We start from the raw sequence: 18,262 nt of genomic DNA on the forward strand, positions 1-18,262 counted from the left end.
ACGCGACGGCATGGAAATGGTAATCAGTGGAAAAAGCTACAGCCACTTGGAGGACAAGTCCTGCAATTTCAGATCTACTTTAGATTTCGGCTGTACCGTCTCCGGCACCAGGCGTTGTTTCAGCAGGATCCACTGATAGTCTTCGGCCTGGGAAAAAAGCGAATAACTGTCCAGTTTGTGCAGATACAGTCCGGCCGCGTAGGTGTTACGCAGCAACTCATCCGTGTGAATCGGTTGATCGATTACCTGCAGCAACTCCGGCTGGTGCTCGCGCACCCAAGTCAGGTACAGCGGATGCGGAATGTTAATGGCCACCACCGATTTCTTGTGCAGATGGCGGGAAATCACCTGGAACAGGTTGGGGTGCTGCTCCAGCGGGATGTGTTCAATGACATCGGGCAGCACCACAAAGTCAAACTTCTCAGGGCGGTTGAAATCCGTCATGTCAGAGACGGCGAACTCCACGTGGTTGAACTGCTGGTTGAAGCGTCGGGCCATGTCAATGCTCTTCGGGCTGATGTCTACGGCCAGTACTTTCCCCTGCGGCGTGGCTTTGGCGATAAGGTGCGTGACGGTGCCAATGCCGCAGCCAACCTCCAGCACTTTGGAATCGGACTTCAGGCCGGCTTCTTTCAGGTTTTTCAGGATGGTCCGGTGCCGGATGTGGATACCCTTCTGGAACTGCTGCTCGGTATAGTCGTCGTAAAAATCAGATACTGACATGGCGGATCTTCTGTGGCCGGAAAGCCGTTACTTCTTCAATTCGTAAATGCGTTCAATAATCTCCACTACCTTGAGACCTTCCAGGGCGTTGGTGGTGGCGAAGGTCTTGCCTTTGAGCGTGTCAATCACGTTCTCAAAGATGAAGTGGTGGTTGGCGGCGCTGCCTTTGTAGTGGCCGTAGTCGTTGGCCGGGCTGCTGGGCGGCAATTGCGGCATTACGTAATCCTGCACGTGGCAATACTCCACCTCGTTCATGTACTGCCCCCCTACCTTGATGCTTCCCTTTTCGCCGATGATGGTCATGCTGCTTTCCAGGTTGCTGTCCCAGACGGCGGTGGAGTAATTGAGCGTGCCCGCGCCGCCGTTCATGAACTCAAACTGAATGAGGCCGCTGTCCTCGAAATCGGTGAGCTGCTGGTGGTTGAAATCCATGAACCGGCCGCTGATGTTCCTGATGTCCCCGAAAAGCCAGTACATAATGTCAATGAAGTGGCTGAACTGCGTGAACAGCGTACCGCCGTCCAGGGCCTGATTTCCTTTCCAGTTGCCGGGTTTGTAGTACCGGTCGTCGCGGTTCCAGTAGCAGTTGATCTGCACCATGAAAATCTGGCCCAGCCGTTTCTCCATGATCATTTCCTTCAGCCACAAAGATGGCGGACTGTAGCGGTTCTGCATCACGCAGAACACCAGCTTGGAGGTCTGCAGAGATTTGTAGATGATGCGCTCACAGTCGGCTTTGCTCAGGGCCATGGGCTTTTCGCACACCACGTGGCAGCCGTTCTCCAGCGCCAGCATGGCATGATGGGCGTGGAAACCGTTGGGCGTACACACGCACAAGACATCGGCCTTGGGGCCGGAGGCGAAATATTCCTCGATGCTCCCATAAAACGGAACCCCAAAGGACTCCACCTCGGCTCGGCGCGCCGGATCAGTATCTACCATGGCCACCAGTTCTCCCTCGGGGTGACGTTGCACCATGGTGGCGTGGCGTTTGCCAATGTGGCCCGCTCCTATTACGGCAAAGGTTATCTTTTCTGACATCAGATGTCGGCTATTCGTTTTGGGCTTGTTTTGGGAAAACACCCCTAAAACAAGCGGATCAATGTTGAGGACGTCTTGTCCATACTTTACTATCTAAGTTCTGGTGCTTGCTTGTCGGCAGAGCGGCGAGAGGCACCACGTTTCCTTAGAGGAAGCAAGTTATTCAATTATCCCCTGAAAAAGCGGACCACGGCTTCACCGATGAAATTTTGCTGCTCTTCGGTGAGCTCGGTATGCATGGGCAGGGAAATCACTTTCCGGCACAACTCCTCAGAAACCGGGAAATCGCCGGCTTGGTAGCCTAGGTAGGCGTACGCGTCGTGGAGGTGCAGCGGCACCGGGTAATACACCATGCTGGGGATTCCTTTCTCCTGCAGATAAACTTTCAGTTCATCCCGTTGTTCGGCGGGCACCTGCAAGGTGTACTGATGGAAAACGTGGCTGCTGTACGGGGCCAGGGCCGGAATCCTGATTTGCGCCACTTCCGCGAAAAAGGCATCATAAACACCCGCGGCTTTCTGCCGACGGTAGATAAAGTCATCCAACTGGGTGAGCTTCACATCCAGCAAGGCCGCCTGCAAAGTATCTAGCCGGGAGTTCACGCCTACGCGGGAGTAATGGTATTTCTTGTGCTGCCCGTGGTTGGCGATCTGCTGCAGGGTAGAAGCCAGGTCGATGTCCTGGGTGAAGATGGCTCCCCCATCGCCCATGCAGCCCAGATTCTTGGACGGGAAAAACGACGTGGTGCCAATGTGCCCAATGGTGCCGGCAAAAGAAGTAACTCCCTCGGCATCTATGTACTGCGCTCCGATGGCTTGGGCATTGTCTTCAATCACGAACAGCTCCTGCGCAATAGCCAGGTCCATGATTTCTTCCATGGGCGCACACTGCCCAAACAGATGCACCGGCATAATGGCCACGGTTTTGTCCGTAACGGCGGCTCGGGCTTTGGCCGGGTCAAGGCAGAACGTATCGGGGAGCACATCCACAAAAACTGGTTTGAGCCCCAGCAAGGCAATCACCTCGGCAGTGGCCACGTAGTTGAAGGCTGGCACAATGACCTCGCCGCCGGCGGGCAGGTCCAGGGCCATCAACGCAATCTGCAACGCATCGGTGCCGTTGGCGCAGGGAACCACGTGGTCCACCTGTAAATACTGGGCCAGGTTCTGGCTGAAGGTTTTCACCTGCGGACCGTTGATGAACGCGGTACTGTCTACCACCGCCTGCATGGCGGCGTCAATCTGGGGTTTCAGGCGCTGGTACTGACCTTTCAGGTCCACCATCTGGAGCTGGTTCATGGATTCAATAGAAAAGACAAATATAGGTTTTGTCTCCCGAACCATCCGTACTTCTCCCTGATTATTCCTCCATCTCAGCCGCACCGCACCCTTCTATCCACTTCTTAACAAAATACAATATATAAATTTTCATATTACGTATTTATACGAAAGTGAAACATCGCCAAATGGTTCTCGTTCAAAGCAATTACAAGTACCAAGATTTATTAACCAACCTTACGACTATGAAAATGTACAATCCACTTAAAAAAAATACATTGGTGTATGCGGCCTCTTTCACCTTGGCCTTTACCCAATTTGCGTGTAACCGCACGGAAAGTACGGAGACAGCTTCGTCTACCACTACTACCACCACCTCTTCTCCAGACCAGGCTTATGATGACTACAAAAACCACATCACAACGCTGGAGTCTGACGTGCAGCGCGGCTGGGACACCACCATGGCCGACGGCGAGGCGCAGATGAAGCAGTGGGAAACTGATTACGAAACAAAACGAGCGGCCGTAGCGCAGTACGAAGGAGACTTTGACGATACTCGCCGGAAAGAATACGATGAGTTGCAATCCAGATACAACACGGCCTGGGCTACCCGAGAGGAGCAATACAACACCTGGCGCATGAACCACCAGGGCACCGGCATGGCAGCCAGCGGCACTTCTTCCGTGGACATGTCTTCTATGGATGAAAGCAAGATCCCGTCTTATACCGCTACCAACATCCGTACCGCGTATGAGGACTTCGTGAAGCACGTGGAAGCCAACAAATCAGGTTTCAGTAACGAAGACTGGAGAACGGTAGAGAAATACTGGAACCAACTGGATGACCGTAAAAACGCCATCCAAAGCCAGCTCAGCGACAAAGACAAATGGGAAATTGCCAAGGCTAAAACCAAGTACGTGGCCATGAAAAACGCCAACAAAGCCGGTAACAAGGCCTCCAATATTGGCTCTGATGTGAAGGAAGTGGGCAAGGACGTATCTAACAGCAAAGTAGGCGAAGCCACCAAAGATGCCGGAAAAGCCGTGGGAAACACCGCGAAGAAAGCCGGCCAAAAAGTAGGTGACGTTGTAAAGGGCGATAACTAAAGACGTGTATCGCCGATAAAGAAGCCTCTCCCACCGGAGGGGCTTTTTTATTGCCTCTGTTCTCGCGCTGGTTTCACAAAAGGAAGCCTAAAACACCATCGTCTCTGTTTTACCCCTGTTTCCGGTAAAAGGGCCCTGAAACGCCATCGTCTCTGTGCCTTGCTTTGGGAAAAGGTGCCTAAAACGCTGCTACTTCCGCAAGTACCGGTCCAGCAATAGGAGTCGGTAGAGGTCAAAGAAGCGCAGGCTGGGCTTTCGGGACACCAGATTACGTTTCAGGAGCGGAAACAACCATTGACTGTTCTCGCGCAGCAGCTTGGTAGCTTTCCACTTTTTAAGGGAAGCATAAGCGCTGAGCAGTTTGGTCTGGTTCCCGAGGTTGAATTCCCGGTGCAGGTGCATCAGGTTATGGAGGGCTTGCTGGGTTTTGAGCAGAAAGATGTCGGCGGATTCCAGGCCCAGGTGCCAGACGGGGTTGTCCAGGTGCTGCACCGGAATTTGGTTTTGCTCTAGCCGCCAGGCGAAAAGCGTGTCTTCGTGCCCATACCCGGAAAGCTCGTTTTTGGGGAAACAGGCCAGAAACACCTTTCTGGACACCAGCAGATTACTGGTAAACACCCGCTGATAGGGATTCTTCTGCCGCAGGTGAGCGGGTGCCTCTTCCCGGGCTTTGCCGTATTTCCAGCGCAGCTCCGCGCCTTTTGGGGCAGATGCCTGATACGCAACTCCACCAACGGTCACATCGCCTTGCGCCTGGGTTAGATATCGATGCAGGAAATCTGGGTGCACGGGCAACACATCGTTGTCCAGGAAAAGGAGGTGCTCAAAACGGGCTTCCTGTGCTAAATTATACCTTATTTGGGAGCGGCCCACGTTTTGGGGCAGTTCCTGGTAAATCACCCCGGAAACACCTTGCAATGATCTGTTTTGCTGGAGCGTCTCTGAATTGGAGCCATCGTCATACACCCTGATCTCACAGGGAATGAGAAAAGCAGTGGTTTCCTGGCGCAGCGCCTCCACCAGGGCCAGCACGTTCTGGTTGTAAACGGGAATGAGAAGAGATATCTCAGATACCATCAACGAGCGAAAACTCTTCGCGCGAAGAATCCAGGACGCGGCCTCTATCGCATTTCAGGATACGGCGCGGGTAGCGCTGCAGGATGTGGTGGTTGTGGGTAGCCATTAAAACGGCCGTGCCGCTGTTGTTGATCTCCTGGAACAGTTCCATGATGCCCTGGGTCACGTCGGGGTCCAGGTTTCCGGTGGGTTCGTCGGCGAACAGAATGAGCGGCTCGTTGAGCAAGGCCCGGGCAATCACCACGCGCTGTTGCTCGCCGCCCGAGAGCTGGTGCGGCATTTTGTTTGTCACAGAATCCAAGCCCACGCGCATGAGCACCTCAGAAATACGGTTCTTGATGCGGGATTTGTCATTCCAGCCGGTGGCTTTGAGCACGAATTTGAGGTTATCGGCCACGGTGCGGTCAAAGAGCAACTGAAAGTCCTGAAACACGATGCCAATCTTGCGGCGCAGAAACGGAACTTGGTTCCAGGTGAGGGCATGGATGTTGAAACCGGCTACCTGCGCGGTGCCTACCTTCAGGGGAAGATCGGCGTAGAGGGTTTTCAGGAGGGAGCTTTTGCCGCTCCCGGTACGGCCCACCAGGTATACAAACTCGCCTTTCTCAATGGTACAGGTTACCTCAGACAAGATGGTGTTCACATCCTGAAAAATAGAAACTTTGTGCAGCAAGACCACTGGGTTAGACGAGAATTCCATGGCGGGGTACGTGGTAAAGTAAAGGACCGCCCAGAGGCAGCCGGAAATCATTTGAATTAAAAATACGCATCAGCAAAGGAGACGGGCACGGCGAATTCAGGGTACTTTCAGGAAAACAGGCTCAAATCTCCAGTTTCTGCAGTTTGCCAAATTCAAGGCCGGCAATCACGGCGGCCAGTTCCTCCTCTTTGCTGTCCAGGCCGTAGCGGTCCAGATTCTTCAGAGGCCGGTCGGCCCGGAAGTAGGCAATCAGCACGAAGTTCTCATCGCGCAGCTGAATGTAATCCGGAATCTTGGCCTTGCCTTTTACTTTGATGATGTACACTTTAGATGCATTAGAAACCAGGAAGCAGCGCGTTGGAGCCGAAGAGTAGCCGCAGCCGGTTCTCCAGACCAAGCGCTCTGCTTCCTGGTTTTGTATTTCTAAAACTTACGCGTTCGCTTTCTTGTGATCGGCAAGGAACTTGGCCAGACCGCTGTCGGTCAGGGGGTGGTTCAGCAGACCGGTGATCACGTTCAACGGGCAGGTCACCACATCGGCCCCAATCTCAGCGCATTTCACCAGGTGCATCACGTGACGAACCGAGGCCGCCAATACTTCCGTGGCGAAACCGTAGTTCTGGTAGATGTTCACGATCTGATCGATCAGATCCAGGCCATCGGTCCCAATGTCATCTAAACGACCCACGAACGGAGAAACGTACGTAGCGCCAGCTTTGGCCGCCAGAATGGCCTGCCCGGCCGAGAAAATGAGCGTGCAGTTGGTTTTGATGCCTTTGTCTGTGAAATATTTGATGGCTTTCACGCCGTCTCTGGTCATGGGAACTTTCACCACAATGTTGGGGTGAAGCTGGGCCAGCTCCTCTCCTTCTTTCACCATGGTCTCAAAATCAGTGGCAATTACCTCGGCGCTGATGTCTCCGTCCACAATCTCGCAGATGGCCTGGTAGTGCTTCATGACGTTGTCATACCCCACAATGCCTTCTTTGGCCATGAGCGATGGGTTGGTGGTAACGCCGTCCAACACGCCTAAATCATGGGCTTCGCGGATTTCGGCAAGATTTGCGGTATCAATGAAAAATTTCATAGTAGAAATGGTTTGGAAACACAAATCTACTTCAATATGGTTTCAAAACCGAACGGCTGCCGCAAGTATTTTAACGCCTTGCCTTACCAGCACTTGAGGTCAACAAAGCGCAGAAAACGTTGCGAAGAGACTCTTAGTTTTAGGCCTCTTTTCCTGAAAACAGGCGTAAAACGGTAGAAAATAAATGAAGGAAGAAGGGGTATTGGGAGCAGGAACCGGAGCGGTTCCGTTGGGGTATGGGCAAAAAAAAGCGGCAAACCGAGTATCGCGCCGCTCAACCACCTACCCTTGCTCCCTTCCGGGCCTGGGGGAGTTCAGCAGGAGCTGGCCGTACCGATTTGCCGTTGCAAAGATAGGAAGACTTTCTTTCAGCACAAGCTGTTTCTGGCTTATTTTTATAAAAACAGCCCTAAAACCCGCCAGTACGCTCATCCTCAGCAAAGTAAATTTCGCGTCAGGGTTTCAAGGCATTTATCAAGTGCCACTTGAACCACATGACAGCTTCTTTGTAACCTCTTTCATAAAGCAGCTGAATTGACTTCCCAGCCGCCCTTGCTGGTGAGAACACCAACAAGGGCGGCTGCAGGTGCCTTTCCGCCTGTCTGCATAAGTTGTCCAGGACATATTCCCTGCTCACCCCCAGCAGCGCCTCGATGTCGCGCATGCCGCCGTTGCGCTCCGAAGGCCGCGATATCATCTGCTTTGTGGCAGGATGAGCACCGTTGTAACTATAGGAGGCATGGAACTGCTTTTTACAGGATCGGCACAGCAAGTTCTGCGAGCCATTCTTTTTCTTCCCGTTTTTCACTACCTCACTGCTCTGGCAGCTGGGGCAGTTTACTTTGATGAGCACTTCGAACATTCCATCATCTTAGACACTCCGCTGCCAGCTTTTATCCCATCATACTTTCTAAACCACTACCGGAATCTTATTCCTTAACCAATTTTCTTGTCTACAGCTTAGGTACTTGTTTTATCTGTTTTAGATAACATTTTCGCTGATCAACAAAAGGGAAAAAGAGTAGCTAAGACACTGAAAACAAACATGGAATGTTCAATAGAAAAGGCAGAAGAGAGGTCGTAAAATCGTGCTTTCAATATTTAGAAGTCAACTTCATGACATAGAGTTGTACTTGCGGTGTGACGGCACTTCATTATAAATCAAAAGGCCAGGGAGCTACCTCTCCTGGCCTTTTGATTTGGATGTAGCTGCTACAACTACCTTAAAGCTTGAGAGAGAAGCCGGTGTTGAGGGCGTAATCAGAGAAAGCGGCATCGCCGTGGGTATAGTTGCCGGTTTGGGCAGTTACTTCTTTGTCTGTCACGCTTTGCAGGCGGTCGCGCTTAAAGGCGACAGGCACGGTAGCGAAGAAGTTGAATTTGTTCATCTGGTAACTCAGCCCCGGCTCCACGGACTGCACATAACCCGGACGCCGGAACCCTTTGCTGCTGCCAAAGACATCCTCCACCGGCACGCCTTCCATCCTGGCGCCCAACGAGGCGACCACTCCTTGCAGCTTTCCTGAGAAACTGCGGCTCACGCCCAACCGCACCATATACTGATCCGGCACGCTGGTGATAGCCTCGTTGGCACGCAACGGCGACAGGGTTTCGCGGAAGGTGCGGGTGCCGTTTTCGCCACGGGGGTTGAAGAGGTAATACACGTTGCCGTAGGCACTGAAGTGGCTGCCCAGTGCATAAAAGCCATTCAACTCCGTAATGGCTCCCACGCCGCCATCGCCCAGCTGGATCGATTGGTCGACAGGCCGTACTTCCTCGCCTCTGTCAGGGCCCACATTGTAGAAGGTGTCTTTGTAGTTGTAGTTGCCGGTGGGCAGTTTCATGCCCAGTCCCAGCTGCAGGTTGCCCTTGGTGGCCTTCTGAGGGTCGAGCAGCCACCTATAGCCCGTGATTCTGACATCGCCGATGCCTGCCGAGTTGCTGTTGTGCCGTTCTGTTCTGCCGTGCTCATAGAGCGAGGACCGTTTGTTAGACAGCAGCGGCAAACCTACCGCCAGTGTCCACCTGTCACCAAACTGCCGGATCAGCGTCAGGTCGAGGCTGTGCTGCCAGTTGATGACCTCTGTGTTCTGCTCCAGGCGCTCTTTCTGCTCCTCATCGCCCTTGAAGTGCCGGAACGACTTAAAGTAACGGTGGGCCACATTCAGCTGCCACCCCTTAGAAACTGATTCTTCGCCTAGGTGCTCCATCGAGCAGGACATCATCCCGTTGCTCCTGATGGCTACACAGCCTTGTGAGTAGGCCTGGCTGTAGAACGCGAGGCAAACTGCCGCAGAGAGTAAAAATTTCTTCATATAAGAAGGTTAAAATTATAAAATAATATATTAATTACCAGTTAGTTAATCTAACAGAAAGGTGGCTACCAGTTAGTTAATCTTGCGGGAAGGGGGCCGTTTGAGTGTAACCGAAATATATACTTTTTGCTTGGAGCAATGCAACTAATGTTAAAACATTTTTACATGTAATATGAAAAAGCCAGTATGATTTAGAACACATTTGCTTTTTCTCTGTCTCTCATTAAAATTTACTAGGGAGAACTAGAAGTTTTCTGTTTCTATGGTTCAACCTAAGCTATCAGAGGGTCTTGTCAGAGGACTTCGAACATTCCATCATCTTAAACACTCCGCTGCCAGCTTCTATCCCATCATACTTTCTAAACCACTACTGGAATCTTATATAGAGTTCTGCCATGGGGAAGATAGAACGTGTGGAACGATCAGTTCTCTTCTGCCCCACTCCCTCGCGCCGGCAGGCAAAAAGATCTTTACCGGATTAAGGGAAATGCAGGCGAGCGGCTGTTGCCCGAAAAGGAAGAAGCCGTTTCAAGGCAGTTTTTCTAAAACTAACCCCAAAACGGCTTCTCTATAATAATACGTGTGCTTACTCCGCTTTGCGGCCTTTCACGTTCTCGAAGAGGAGGTTCAGGTTACGGCTGGAACCGCTTTCCTTTAAGACGTTGCCCGCCCGGTTAGGGAAAGAATAGTCGGGCACGTAGTATTCCAGGGGCAGTTTCAGGTTAGAAATCGTGCCGGAGAGCACATGGGTAGCGACATCGTACTGCAACGCGGCTGTACCATCCAACACCTTCACGCAGCCCGGCGACATGGCACCGCTGCCGTCAGAGAAATTCTGCCCGTTGTGCACGCATACGGTGGTGGCATCTTTTAAGGAAATGAACGCTGGCAGGTTCTGAATGCCCCGGTTTTTGAAGTGGATGGACACCCATGATCTATTGTCTACGCCAGAGGTGTCTCTGAAATACAGGGTAACGCCATTGTTCTCCTCCAGGAAATAAGCTACTAGTTTGTCCTGGGCAGTTACTTTGTAGGTTTTGCCTCTGAGGTTGTTGTAAGCCTCGGGATACGAACTCTGGAATTTGGCATCCACCTGAATGCTGTCCACGAGCGAAAACGTGCTGTGGGTGGCAGTGGCCTCCGGGGAGGGCTCGGTGGTATCTGAATCGGCTTCACAGGAGATCAGCAGGGAGGCGGTCATCAGCACCCCCAGCGTCGCCTTGAAGGAATGGAGTATATATTTCAACATAGATTCTTACGAGCGGTTTGTTTCTTTTTTTGGCGAACCTTTTTCAACGAGCCGGTTCGCGCCTTTCAAATTCCTAACTGAGTATGCAAAATGCGTGCCTCGTTTAAGGTTTCGTAAACTACATTCTTTTTTTGATATATTTTTCAAAAAATGGCTGCGAAACGGACAAAAGGTCTGGTCAACTGTTTTCAAAGACAGACTCGTTCTGCCGCTCCCCTACTCTGCTGTAAATTCATTTTCATGTTTTAAAACCGGCACGTACCTTTGCACATGCCAGAAAAAATTCTCATCCTCGATTTCGGGTCTCAGTACACCCAGCTGATTGCCCGTCGCGTCCGCGAACTCAACGTTTACTGCGAAATCCATCCATTCAACAAAATCCCGGAAATCACCCCAGACCTGAAGGGCGTGATCTTGTCAGGGAGCCCGTCATCGGTGCGGGAAGAAAACTACCCCAATCCAGACATCACCCCGTTCCTAGGCAACTTGCCGGTGCTGGGCGTGTGCTACGGGGCGCAGTTGATGGCGCAGGAAAACGGCGGCGAGGTTATTGCCTCCACCATCCGGGAATACGGCCGGGCCAAGCTCAGCCACGTAGACCATCATAACCTGCTGCTGAAGGAAATCACCCTGGACTCACAGGTGTGGATGTCGCACGGCGATACCATCAAGAAAATTCCAGACAACTTTGAGGTCATCGCCAGCACCGATTCCGTGGAAGTGGCGGCGTATAAAGTAAAAGACCAGGAAACCTACGGCATCCAGTTCCACCCTGAGGTAACGCACTCCACCGAGGGCAAAACCCTGCTCCGCAACTTTGTGGTACACATCAGCGGCTGCTCCCAAGACTGGACCCCTGACCAATTCATTGAAAGCACCGTGGCGGAACTGCGCGAGCAGATTGGCGGCGACAAGGTGATTCTGGGCCTCTCCGGCGGCGTAGACTCCTCAGTGGCGGCCATGCTCATCCACCAGGCCATCGGCAAGAACCTGTACTGCATTTTCGTGGACAACGGCTTGCTGCGCAAAAACGAGTTTGAGGACGTGTTGCACTCCTACAAAGACATGGGCCTCAACGTGAAAGGTGTGGACGCGAAAGACCAGTTCTACGCCGCGTTGGCGGGCTTGACCGACCCCGAGGCCAAACGGAAAGCCATTGGCCGCGTGTTTATTGAGGTGTTCGATCAGGAATCGCATCAGGTGGAAGACGCCAAGTGGCTGGGCCAGGGCACCATCTACCCAGACGTGATTGAGTCGGTTTCGGTGAAAGGTCCGTCGGCGACCATCAAATCGCACCACAACGTAGGTGGCCTGCCCGATTTCATGAAACTGAAAGTAGTGGAGCCGCTCAAGACACTGTTTAAAGACGAAGTTCGTTTAGTGGGCAGAACCCTGGGCATCTCCGAGAACATCATCGGTCGTCATCCGTTCCCGGGTCCAGGACTGGCCATCCGTATCCTGGGCGACATCACCGCCGAAAAAGTGGCCATCTTGCAGGAAGTGGATCATATCTTCATCTCCTCTCTGAAGAAAACCGGCTTGTATGACCAGGTGTGGCAGGCGGGCGCCATGTTATTGCCGATCCAAAGCGTGGGCGTGATGGGCGATGAGCGGACGTACGAACGCGTGGTAGCACTGCGCGCCGTGACCAGCGTAGACGGCATGACCGCCGACTGGTGCCATTTGCCGTATGAATTCCTGGCCGATGTGTCTAACGAGATCATCAACAAGGTGCGCGGGGTAAACCGCGTAGTCTATGATATCAGCTCAAAACCACCGGCTACCATTGAGTGGGAATAGGTTTTAAGCTTCCTTTTGAGAAAACGATGAAAAAACGAATAGTACTTGCCGTTGCGGGGGTTGCGCTGTGTTGGAATGTGCAAGCCCAGTCTACTTCAGATCTGGACACCAGGCTGCAGAACGGCCGCTTGCTGGTAGATCAGGAGAAGTATGCGTTGGCCATGGCCGAGCTGCTGCCCATTGCCAGCACGGCTACGGGCAAAAGCTACGCGCCAGACGCCGCCTACCTGTACAGTGTAGCCGCCAGCCGGCAGAAGAAGTTAGCCGAGGCCGATAAAATGCTGACCCAACTCACTTCTGAGCACACCAACTGGGGCGGCCTCGCCGATGCCCAGTACCTGCACGGGCAAGTACTGTTTGAGAAAAAAGAATACCTGCGGGCACTCAAAGCCCTGGAGCCCATTGATGACAAGTCGCTGAAAGACGAGGTAGCCGCCATGAAACGGTACTACATGCTGCAACTCACTGACAAAGCCACGTTCCAGTACCTGATGCGGCAGTTCCCCGAGGATGCCACCCTGGCCCGCGCCTACGCCGATAAGCTGGTGACGGGTTGGTTCACCGAGGCGGACCGGCCGCAACTGGAAACCCTGGTGCGTCAGTTCAATTTGGACCGCAGTTACCTGCAACGTTCTGCCGCCGTCAAGAAAGACGCGTACAATGTGGCCGTGCTGCTGCCGTTCAACGTGACAGACCAGGGCGTAAAAGTAGACAAGAAGAACCTCTACATCACAGATTTTTACGCCGGGCTTCTATCCGCGCGGGATTCGCTGCAAAAAGAGGGCGTGCAGGTGAACGTCTTCCCGTATGACACCAGCAATGATACCGCTCAGGTGCGCACAGTGATGGAACTTCCCGAGATGAGCACCATGGACCTGGTGATCGGACCAATATTTAAAGGCAACAGCGCATTTGCTGCCAAGATAGCCCAGCAGCGGAACCTCAACATGGTGAATCCTTTCTCAGATGACGCTGATATCACCAAAGGCAACCCGTACCTGTACCTCATGGAAGCCTCCGTGGCCACCCAGGGCCAGCGGGCCGCGACGTATGCGTACCAGACGTTCCCCAGGAAAACGGCCGTGCTGGTGTATGACAGCGAGAAAAACGACACCGTCTTTGCCGGAAACTTCAGGAGAACCTTCACGGCCCTGGGCGGAAAAGTAGTCAGCTCCCATAAAATCAACTCCAAAACCTCCGGAAATGTGGGGGGCATTTTAGGTGCGGTCAACCTGAAAGACCTGGGCGTGCTGGTGGTGCAGTCTTCAGCGGCCAATGTGGCCACTGGCACTATCAGCTTCCTGGAGCAGCGCGCCTCCAAAGTTCCGGTAATTGCGCCCCAGGCCTGGCTGGAGAACCCGCAGATCAGTTTCGCCCAGTTCGATTTTCTGGAGATGTATTTCACCGCCCCAAAATTCATTGACCAGGAAAATCCATCGGTGCAGAATTTCAAACGGGCGTACACCAGCCGCTACAACCTGCCACCTTCCACGTTTACCTACACCGGTTTTGAGCTGCTACACTACTACGGCCGTCAGTTGAAGGAAAACGGGTACTCTGCGCCACCAAAATTAAGCCGGGTGCAGCCTGGTACTTTTTACCAGGGCGTGGGCTATGAAGCCGCTCCCGGCAAGCAAGCCCAGGACAACCAGTACCTCCCTTTAATAAAAGTAGAGAACGGGCGTTTACTGGTGGTGAACCCGGTACTCTAAAATAATGAGAGCGTGAGCGGTTGCGAGCTAGAGAGAATGCAAAATGTCTCTTCCTTCTACCCATCCTTCACGCTCTTCTTCCATCCATCACACAATCAAACAACATGTCACTTACCCATACAACCAGCCAGGACCTTTTCCAACGGGCGCAGCAGTCCATCCCCGGTGGCGTAAATTCGCCGGTGCGGGCGTTCAGAGCCGTGGGCGGTCAGCCGCTGTTCCTGAAATCGGCGAAAGGTGCTTACCTCTATGACGAAGACGGAAACCAATACCTGGACCTGATCAATTCCTGGGGTCCCATGATTCTGGGCCACGCCCATGAGGTGGTGGAGAAAGCCGTACGCGATGCCTTGCCCGGTTCCCTTTCCTTTGGTGCCCCTACCCGCCGTGAGGTGGAGATGGCCGAGCTCATCATCAGCATGGTGCCCAGCGTGGAGAAAGTGCGCATGGTGAACTCCGGCACCGAAGCCACCATGAGTGCCATCCGGGTGGCCAGAGGCTACACCGGCCGCGACAAGATGATCAAATTTGAAGGCTGCTATCATGGTCACGGCGACTCGTTCCTGATTGCCGCGGGCAGTGGCGCCATCACCCTGGGCGTGCCCGACAGCCCGGGTGTGACCAAAGGCGTGGCCAATGACACTTTGACGGCTCCTTTCAATGACTTAGCCGCCGTTCAGACCTTGGTTGACGCCAACCCGGCGCAGATTGCGGCCATTATTCTGGAACCGGTGGTAGGCAACATGGGCCTGGTTCCTCCGGCCGAAGGCTTTCTGCAAGGGCTCCGCGATCTGTGCACCAAAGAAGGCATCGTGCTGATCTTTGATGAGGTGATGACCGGCTTCCGGCTGGCCAAAGGCGGGGCGCAGGAACGCTACGGGGTGACGCCAGACATGACCACGCTGGGCAAAATCATTGGCGGCGGCATGCCCGTAGGCGCGTACGGCGGCAAGAAGGAAATCATGAACGCCGTGGCTCCGGCCGGCCCCGTCTATCAGGCGGGAACGCTTTCCGGAAACCCGATTGCGATGTCGGCGGGAATGGCGGCGTTGTCCTACCTGAACGAGCACCCCGAGATTTACGCCCAATTACAGCAAACCACCGATAAACTGGTGAACGGCACCCGTCAGAACCTGCAGCAAGTGGGCCTGAACTACATCCTCAACCAGGTGGGCTCCATGTACAGCCTGTTCTTCACCGAGCAGCCCGTGACCGATTTCGCCTCCGCCAAGACCTCAGATTTAGTGCTGTTCGGCCGCTATTTCCATGAGATGTTGCAGCGTGGCATTTACCTCGCACCTTCGCAGTTTGAAACGCTGTTCGTATCGGCCGCCATCACCGATGACCTAGCCGATGCCTATTTAGCCACCAACCTGGAAGCCCTGCAGGCTTTGCGGGCATAATTGCGAAAACCAGTCAAAAGCAGAAGCGGTCCTTGAGTACTTTCAAGGGCCGCTTCTGCTTTTAGAGCGATTCTTGGCGGCTAAGTTACTCTTCTACTTTTTCTCTGCATGGAAGCAAGAAGTTGCTATCCGCCTCTATCGGGATGAATCCTGTTGCCAAAGTATTTACCGATGCCACGCTAGTTTAGGGCTACTTTTGGAAAATCGCCCCTAAAACAGCTTGCCCCTTTCTCCTCCTGAAAGGAACGTGCGCACCCAGTAGAAAAGCGGCTTATCAACCGCGATCAATGTCCGCAAGTTCTGGTAGAGAAATTACGTGATACAAATCACTGCTTAAACTACCTTCCAACCCATTCGCTGTTTTAAGACTCTTTTCTGAAAACAAGCGCTAAAGTAGCCCGTGTGCTGCTACTGGTTGCAACAAAGTCCTGCTAAAAGGGCAGGCAAATGGAACAATATGTAACTTCGCGGTGAACTACGGCCCTGATCGTATCCTGAACTGCTTTCTCTCTCACTTCACGTGCCTATGACTTCCTTTTTTGAGCTGAAGAAAAACGGAACCAACCTCCAGACCGAGATCATTGCCGGCCTCTCCTCCTTTCTGGCTACGTCTTACATCATTGTGGTGAACCCCAGCATCCTGAGCCAGGCCGGAATGCCGTTTTCCGCGGTGCTCACCGCCACGGTGCTCGTTTGTTTCTTCAGTAGCCTGATGATGGGCCTTTACGCCAAGAACCCCATTCTGGTGGCGCCCGGCATGGGGCTGAATGCTTTCTTTACGTTCACGGCGGTACTAGGCATGAAGGTGCCCTGGCCGGTGGCCCTGGGAGCAGTGTTCTGGTCGGGTGTTGTGTTCCTGCTGCTGTCGGCGTTCAACGTCAGGACGTACATCATCAAAGCGATTCCGCGTCCGTTGCGGTATTCCATTGCGGCCGGCATCGGGTTATTTATCTCGCTCATCGGGTTTTCCAACGCCAAATTCATCGTCTCCAATCCGGCGACCATCGTGGGGCCGGGAGCGCTGACCCCGGCGGTGCTCACGTTTCTGGCGGGCTTGCTGGTGACGGCGGTATTGGTGACCCGGCAGGTAAAAGGCGGAATTCTGATGGGTATTCTTTTTACCACGTTGGCGGCGTACCCCATTGGGCGCTGGTGGGGAACCGAGGAACTCATCCATTGGCAAGGCCTCTTTGCGGCCCCTGATTTCAGCCTCTTTTTCAGTTTAGACCTCGTAAACTCACTGCAGTGGGCAGTGGTGCCGGTGATCTTCGCCTTCGTCTTCACCGATATGTTTGACAGTCTTTCCACGCTGGTGGGTCTGGCCGAGGCCGCCAATCTGCTGGATGAGCGCGGCGAACCCCGTAACGTCAAACGTTCTCTGATGGTGGATGCCATCGCCACAACCATGGCGGGTCTGGTAGGGTCCAGCCCCGGCACGGCGTACATCGAATCAGCGGTGGGCATTGAGGCGGGCGGCCGCACGGGACTCACGGCCGTGGTAGGCGCGCTGCTGTTTCTGCCGTTCCTGTTCCTGGCCCCGCTGCTATCGGTGATTCCGGCCATTGCCACGGCCCCGGCGGTGGTGCTGGTGGGCGTGTTCATGGTAAGGCCCGTGACCAAGATTAACTGGCAGCAACTGGACGAGGCCATTCCGGCGTTTCTGGCCATGGTGCTCATTCCGTTCTCCTACTCCATCACCCAGGGCATCATCTGGGGATTTCTCTCCTGGACGGCCCTTAAACTGATCTCCGGCAAGAAAGAAGATGTCACCTGGCCCCTGCTCATTGTGGATGTTTTCTGCATCATCGCCCTGGTGCTGGAATAAGGCGCTGTTTTGGGAGCCTATTCCTGAAAATAGCCTTAAAACAGGAAAGTTTGATGGAAGGTGCTTCCTGAAATAAGTTTGGCATAGAAGCCTGAAATTTGATTAAAACTAGGCGTCTGGTGCAGGTCGCTTTGACGGATGGCAAGTTGTCCAAAACTTGTGCCCGTTGTAGCTGTTTCTCTGTGGTAAACCAATCCATTTACCACTAGAAAGGGCGACATGAAGAATTATCTGATTATTGGGGGCTCCTCGGGCATCGGCAAAGCACTGGTAGAACTGCTTGCCCAAGCCGGACACCGGGTGTACGCCACCTACTGCCAGCATCCGGTCCAGCCCGAAAGCTCTTCCTTGGCGTATCATTATCTGGATGTCCGTGAAACAGACCACGACCTGAATTTCCTGCCTGATTCCCTGGACGGTTTCGTGTATTGTCCGGGAAGTATCAACTTGGTGCCTTTCCACCGCCTGAAACCCGCCGATTTTGCGGCTGATTTTCACTTGCAGGTGAATGGAGCCATCCAGTTGCTGCAGGCCATTCTGCCCAAACTCAAAGCCGCCGGAAATGCCTCCGTTGTGTTTTTCTCCACCGTGGCGGTCCAGACGGGATTTCCCTTTCACGCCCAGGTGGCGGTTTCCAAAGGGGCCATTGAAGGATTGACCAGAGCCCTGGCGGCGGAATGGGCACCCAACATCCGGGTAAACGCGGTTGCTCCCTCCCTCACCGATACCCCGCTGGCGGCCAAATACCTGAGCAGCGAAGAGAAGATGCAGGCGAATGCCCAACGCCATCCCCTGAAAAAACTTGGCTCCCCGCTGGACATCGCGCACATGGCCGCTTTTCTGTTGTCAGAGCAATCTGCCTGGATGACCGGTCAAATCCTGCACGTAGACGGCGGTATGTCCAGCGTGAAGGTATAGAGATAATTTCAGCCTCAGCGGTAAACATA

The 18,262-nt window shown here is 53.5% G+C and carries 16 protein-coding genes and 1 other RNA gene; 6 read left to right on the forward strand and 11 right to left on the reverse strand.

The genetic code is table 11. The features are described 5' to 3' along the window. Positions 1-36: 36 nt before the first annotated feature. The 3 genes from H7U12_RS00520 to H7U12_RS00530 all read right to left on the reverse strand — a co-directional run bounded on the left by H7U12_RS00520 (position 37) and on the right by H7U12_RS00530 (position 3,062). A complete protein-coding gene (locus H7U12_RS00520; RefSeq protein ID WP_186631217.1) occupies positions 37-723 on the reverse strand; it encodes a class I SAM-dependent methyltransferase in 687 nt (228 codons plus the stop codon). Between the two features lie 27 nt (positions 724-750). Next, on the reverse strand, positions 751-1,764 hold the full coding sequence (locus tag H7U12_RS00525; protein WP_186631220.1) for a Gfo/Idh/MocA family protein: 1,014 nt from the start codon (positions 1,762-1,764) through the stop codon (positions 751-753). A gap of 167 nt (positions 1,765-1,931) precedes the next feature. After that, complete coding sequence (locus tag H7U12_RS00530) at positions 1,932-3,062, reverse strand: DegT/DnrJ/EryC1/StrS family aminotransferase (protein WP_186631223.1); 1,131 nt, start codon at positions 3,060-3,062, stop codon at positions 1,932-1,934. Positions 3,063-3,286: 224 nt separating this feature from the next. Here H7U12_RS00530 and H7U12_RS00535 point away from each other — a divergent pair, with 224 nt between their 5' ends. Further along, positions 3,287-4,147 (forward strand): DUF6565 domain-containing protein, encoded by an 861-nt coding sequence (locus H7U12_RS00535; RefSeq protein WP_186631226.1) that lies wholly within the window; start codon positions 3,287-3,289, stop codon positions 4,145-4,147. 189 nt (positions 4,148-4,336) lie between these two features. Here H7U12_RS00535 and H7U12_RS00540 read toward each other — a convergent pair whose 3' ends face one another. From H7U12_RS00540 to H7U12_RS00575, 8 genes are all read right to left on the reverse strand, one after another. Further along, positions 4,337-5,224, reverse strand: a complete 888-nt coding sequence (locus tag H7U12_RS00540) for a glycosyltransferase family 2 protein (protein ID WP_186631229.1) — start codon at positions 5,222-5,224, stop codon at positions 4,337-4,339. Then, positions 5,214-5,924 carry a cell division ATP-binding protein FtsE gene (locus H7U12_RS00545; protein WP_186631232.1) on the reverse strand — a complete coding sequence of 237 codons (711 nt, stop codon included), beginning with the start codon at positions 5,922-5,924 and terminating at the stop codon, positions 5,214-5,216. Before H7U12_RS00545 ends, H7U12_RS00540 begins: the two co-directional genes overlap by 11 nt. Positions 5,925-6,045: 121 nt before the next feature. Beyond that, positions 6,046-6,249 (reverse strand): fructose-6-phosphate aldolase, encoded by a 204-nt coding sequence (locus H7U12_RS00550; protein ID WP_186631522.1) that lies wholly within the window; start codon positions 6,247-6,249, stop codon positions 6,046-6,048. A gap of 105 nt (positions 6,250-6,354) precedes the next feature. Then, positions 6,355-7,011 carry a fructose-6-phosphate aldolase gene (gene fsa, locus H7U12_RS00555; protein ID WP_186631235.1) on the reverse strand — a complete coding sequence of 219 codons (657 nt, stop codon included), beginning with the start codon at positions 7,009-7,011 and terminating at the stop codon, positions 6,355-6,357. 246 nt (positions 7,012-7,257) lie between these two features. Further along, positions 7,258-7,357: signal recognition particle sRNA small type (gene ffs, locus H7U12_RS00560), an RNA gene on the reverse strand. A 108-nt stretch (positions 7,358-7,465) separates the two neighbouring features. Beyond that, positions 7,466-7,873: an IS1 family transposase gene (locus H7U12_RS22925; protein WP_186631238.1), complete on the reverse strand. Its 408-nt coding sequence runs from the start codon at positions 7,871-7,873 to the stop codon at positions 7,466-7,468. A gap of 361 nt (positions 7,874-8,234) precedes the next feature. After that, the gene (locus H7U12_RS00570; RefSeq protein ID WP_186631241.1) at positions 8,235-9,326 is read right to left on the reverse strand and encodes a hypothetical protein; all 1,092 of its coding nucleotides are present in this window, start codon (positions 9,324-9,326) and stop codon (positions 8,235-8,237) included. Positions 9,327-9,912: 586 nt separating this feature from the next. After that, positions 9,913-10,575 (reverse strand): hypothetical protein, encoded by a 663-nt coding sequence (locus H7U12_RS00575; protein ID WP_186631244.1) that lies wholly within the window; start codon positions 10,573-10,575, stop codon positions 9,913-9,915. Between the two features lie 270 nt (positions 10,576-10,845). Here H7U12_RS00575 and guaA point away from each other — a divergent pair, with 270 nt between their 5' ends. From guaA to H7U12_RS00600, 5 genes are all read left to right on the forward strand, one after another. Then, positions 10,846-12,375, forward strand: coding sequence for a glutamine-hydrolyzing GMP synthase (gene guaA, locus H7U12_RS00580; protein WP_186631247.1), 1,530 nt, complete (start codon positions 10,846-10,848; stop codon positions 12,373-12,375). Between the two features lie 26 nt (positions 12,376-12,401). Continuing rightward, on the forward strand, positions 12,402-14,087 hold the full coding sequence (locus H7U12_RS00585) for an ABC transporter substrate-binding protein (RefSeq protein WP_186631250.1): 1,686 nt from the start codon (positions 12,402-12,404) through the stop codon (positions 14,085-14,087). A 104-nt stretch (positions 14,088-14,191) separates the two neighbouring features. Further along, entirely contained in the window at positions 14,192-15,490 is a 1,299-nt protein-coding gene (gene hemL / locus H7U12_RS00590) for a glutamate-1-semialdehyde 2,1-aminomutase (RefSeq protein ID WP_186631253.1), read from the forward strand. Between the two features lie 526 nt (positions 15,491-16,016). Next, a complete protein-coding gene (locus tag H7U12_RS00595; protein ID WP_186631256.1) occupies positions 16,017-17,315 on the forward strand; it encodes an NCS2 family permease in 1,299 nt (432 codons plus the stop codon). Positions 17,316-17,534: 219 nt separating this feature from the next. Next, on the forward strand, positions 17,535-18,233 hold the full coding sequence (locus H7U12_RS00600; RefSeq protein ID WP_186631259.1) for an SDR family NAD(P)-dependent oxidoreductase: 699 nt from the start codon (positions 17,535-17,537) through the stop codon (positions 18,231-18,233). The last annotated feature ends 29 nt before the right edge of the window (positions 18,234-18,262 follow it).

This window comes from Rufibacter sediminis (assembly GCF_014269285.1).
In the GTDB taxonomy this organism is placed as follows: Bacteria; Bacteroidota; Bacteroidia; order Cytophagales; family Hymenobacteraceae; genus Nibribacter; species Nibribacter sediminis.

Coding starts and splice junctions, on each gene's coding strand:
- guaA (WP_186631247.1), top strand. CDS start 10,846: ATGCCAGAAAAAATTCTCATCCTCGATTTCGGGTCTCAGTACACCCAG.
- H7U12_RS00535 (WP_186631226.1), top strand. CDS start 3,287: ATGAAAATGTACAATCCACTTAAAAAAAATACATTGGTGTATGCGGCC.
- H7U12_RS00585 (WP_186631250.1), top strand. CDS start 12,402: ATGAAAAAACGAATAGTACTTGCCGTTGCGGGGGTTGCGCTGTGTTGG.
- H7U12_RS00545 (WP_186631232.1), bottom strand. CDS start 5,924: ATGGAATTCTCGTCTAACCCAGTGGTCTTGCTGCACAAAGTTTCTATT.
- H7U12_RS00570 (WP_186631241.1), bottom strand. CDS start 9,326: ATGAAGAAATTTTTACTCTCTGCGGCAGTTTGCCTCGCGTTCTACAGC.
- H7U12_RS00520 (WP_186631217.1), bottom strand. CDS start 723: ATGTCAGTATCTGATTTTTACGACGACTATACCGAGCAGCAGTTCCAG.
- H7U12_RS00595 (WP_186631256.1), top strand. CDS start 16,017: ATGACTTCCTTTTTTGAGCTGAAGAAAAACGGAACCAACCTCCAGACC.
- H7U12_RS00600 (WP_186631259.1), top strand. CDS start 17,535: ATGAAGAATTATCTGATTATTGGGGGCTCCTCGGGCATCGGCAAAGCA.
- fsa (WP_186631235.1), bottom strand. CDS start 7,011: ATGAAATTTTTCATTGATACCGCAAATCTTGCCGAAATCCGCGAAGCC.
- H7U12_RS00540 (WP_186631229.1), bottom strand. CDS start 5,224: ATGGTATCTGAGATATCTCTTCTCATTCCCGTTTACAACCAGAACGTG.
- hemL (WP_186631253.1), top strand. CDS start 14,192: ATGTCACTTACCCATACAACCAGCCAGGACCTTTTCCAACGGGCGCAG.
- H7U12_RS00575 (WP_186631244.1), bottom strand. CDS start 10,575: ATGTTGAAATATATACTCCATTCCTTCAAGGCGACGCTGGGGGTGCTG.
- H7U12_RS00525 (WP_186631220.1), bottom strand. CDS start 1,764: ATGTCAGAAAAGATAACCTTTGCCGTAATAGGAGCGGGCCACATTGGC.
- H7U12_RS22925 (WP_186631238.1), bottom strand. CDS start 7,873: ATGTTCGAAGTGCTCATCAAAGTAAACTGCCCCAGCTGCCAGAGCAGT.
- H7U12_RS00530 (WP_186631223.1), bottom strand. CDS start 3,062: ATGAACCAGCTCCAGATGGTGGACCTGAAAGGTCAGTACCAGCGCCTG.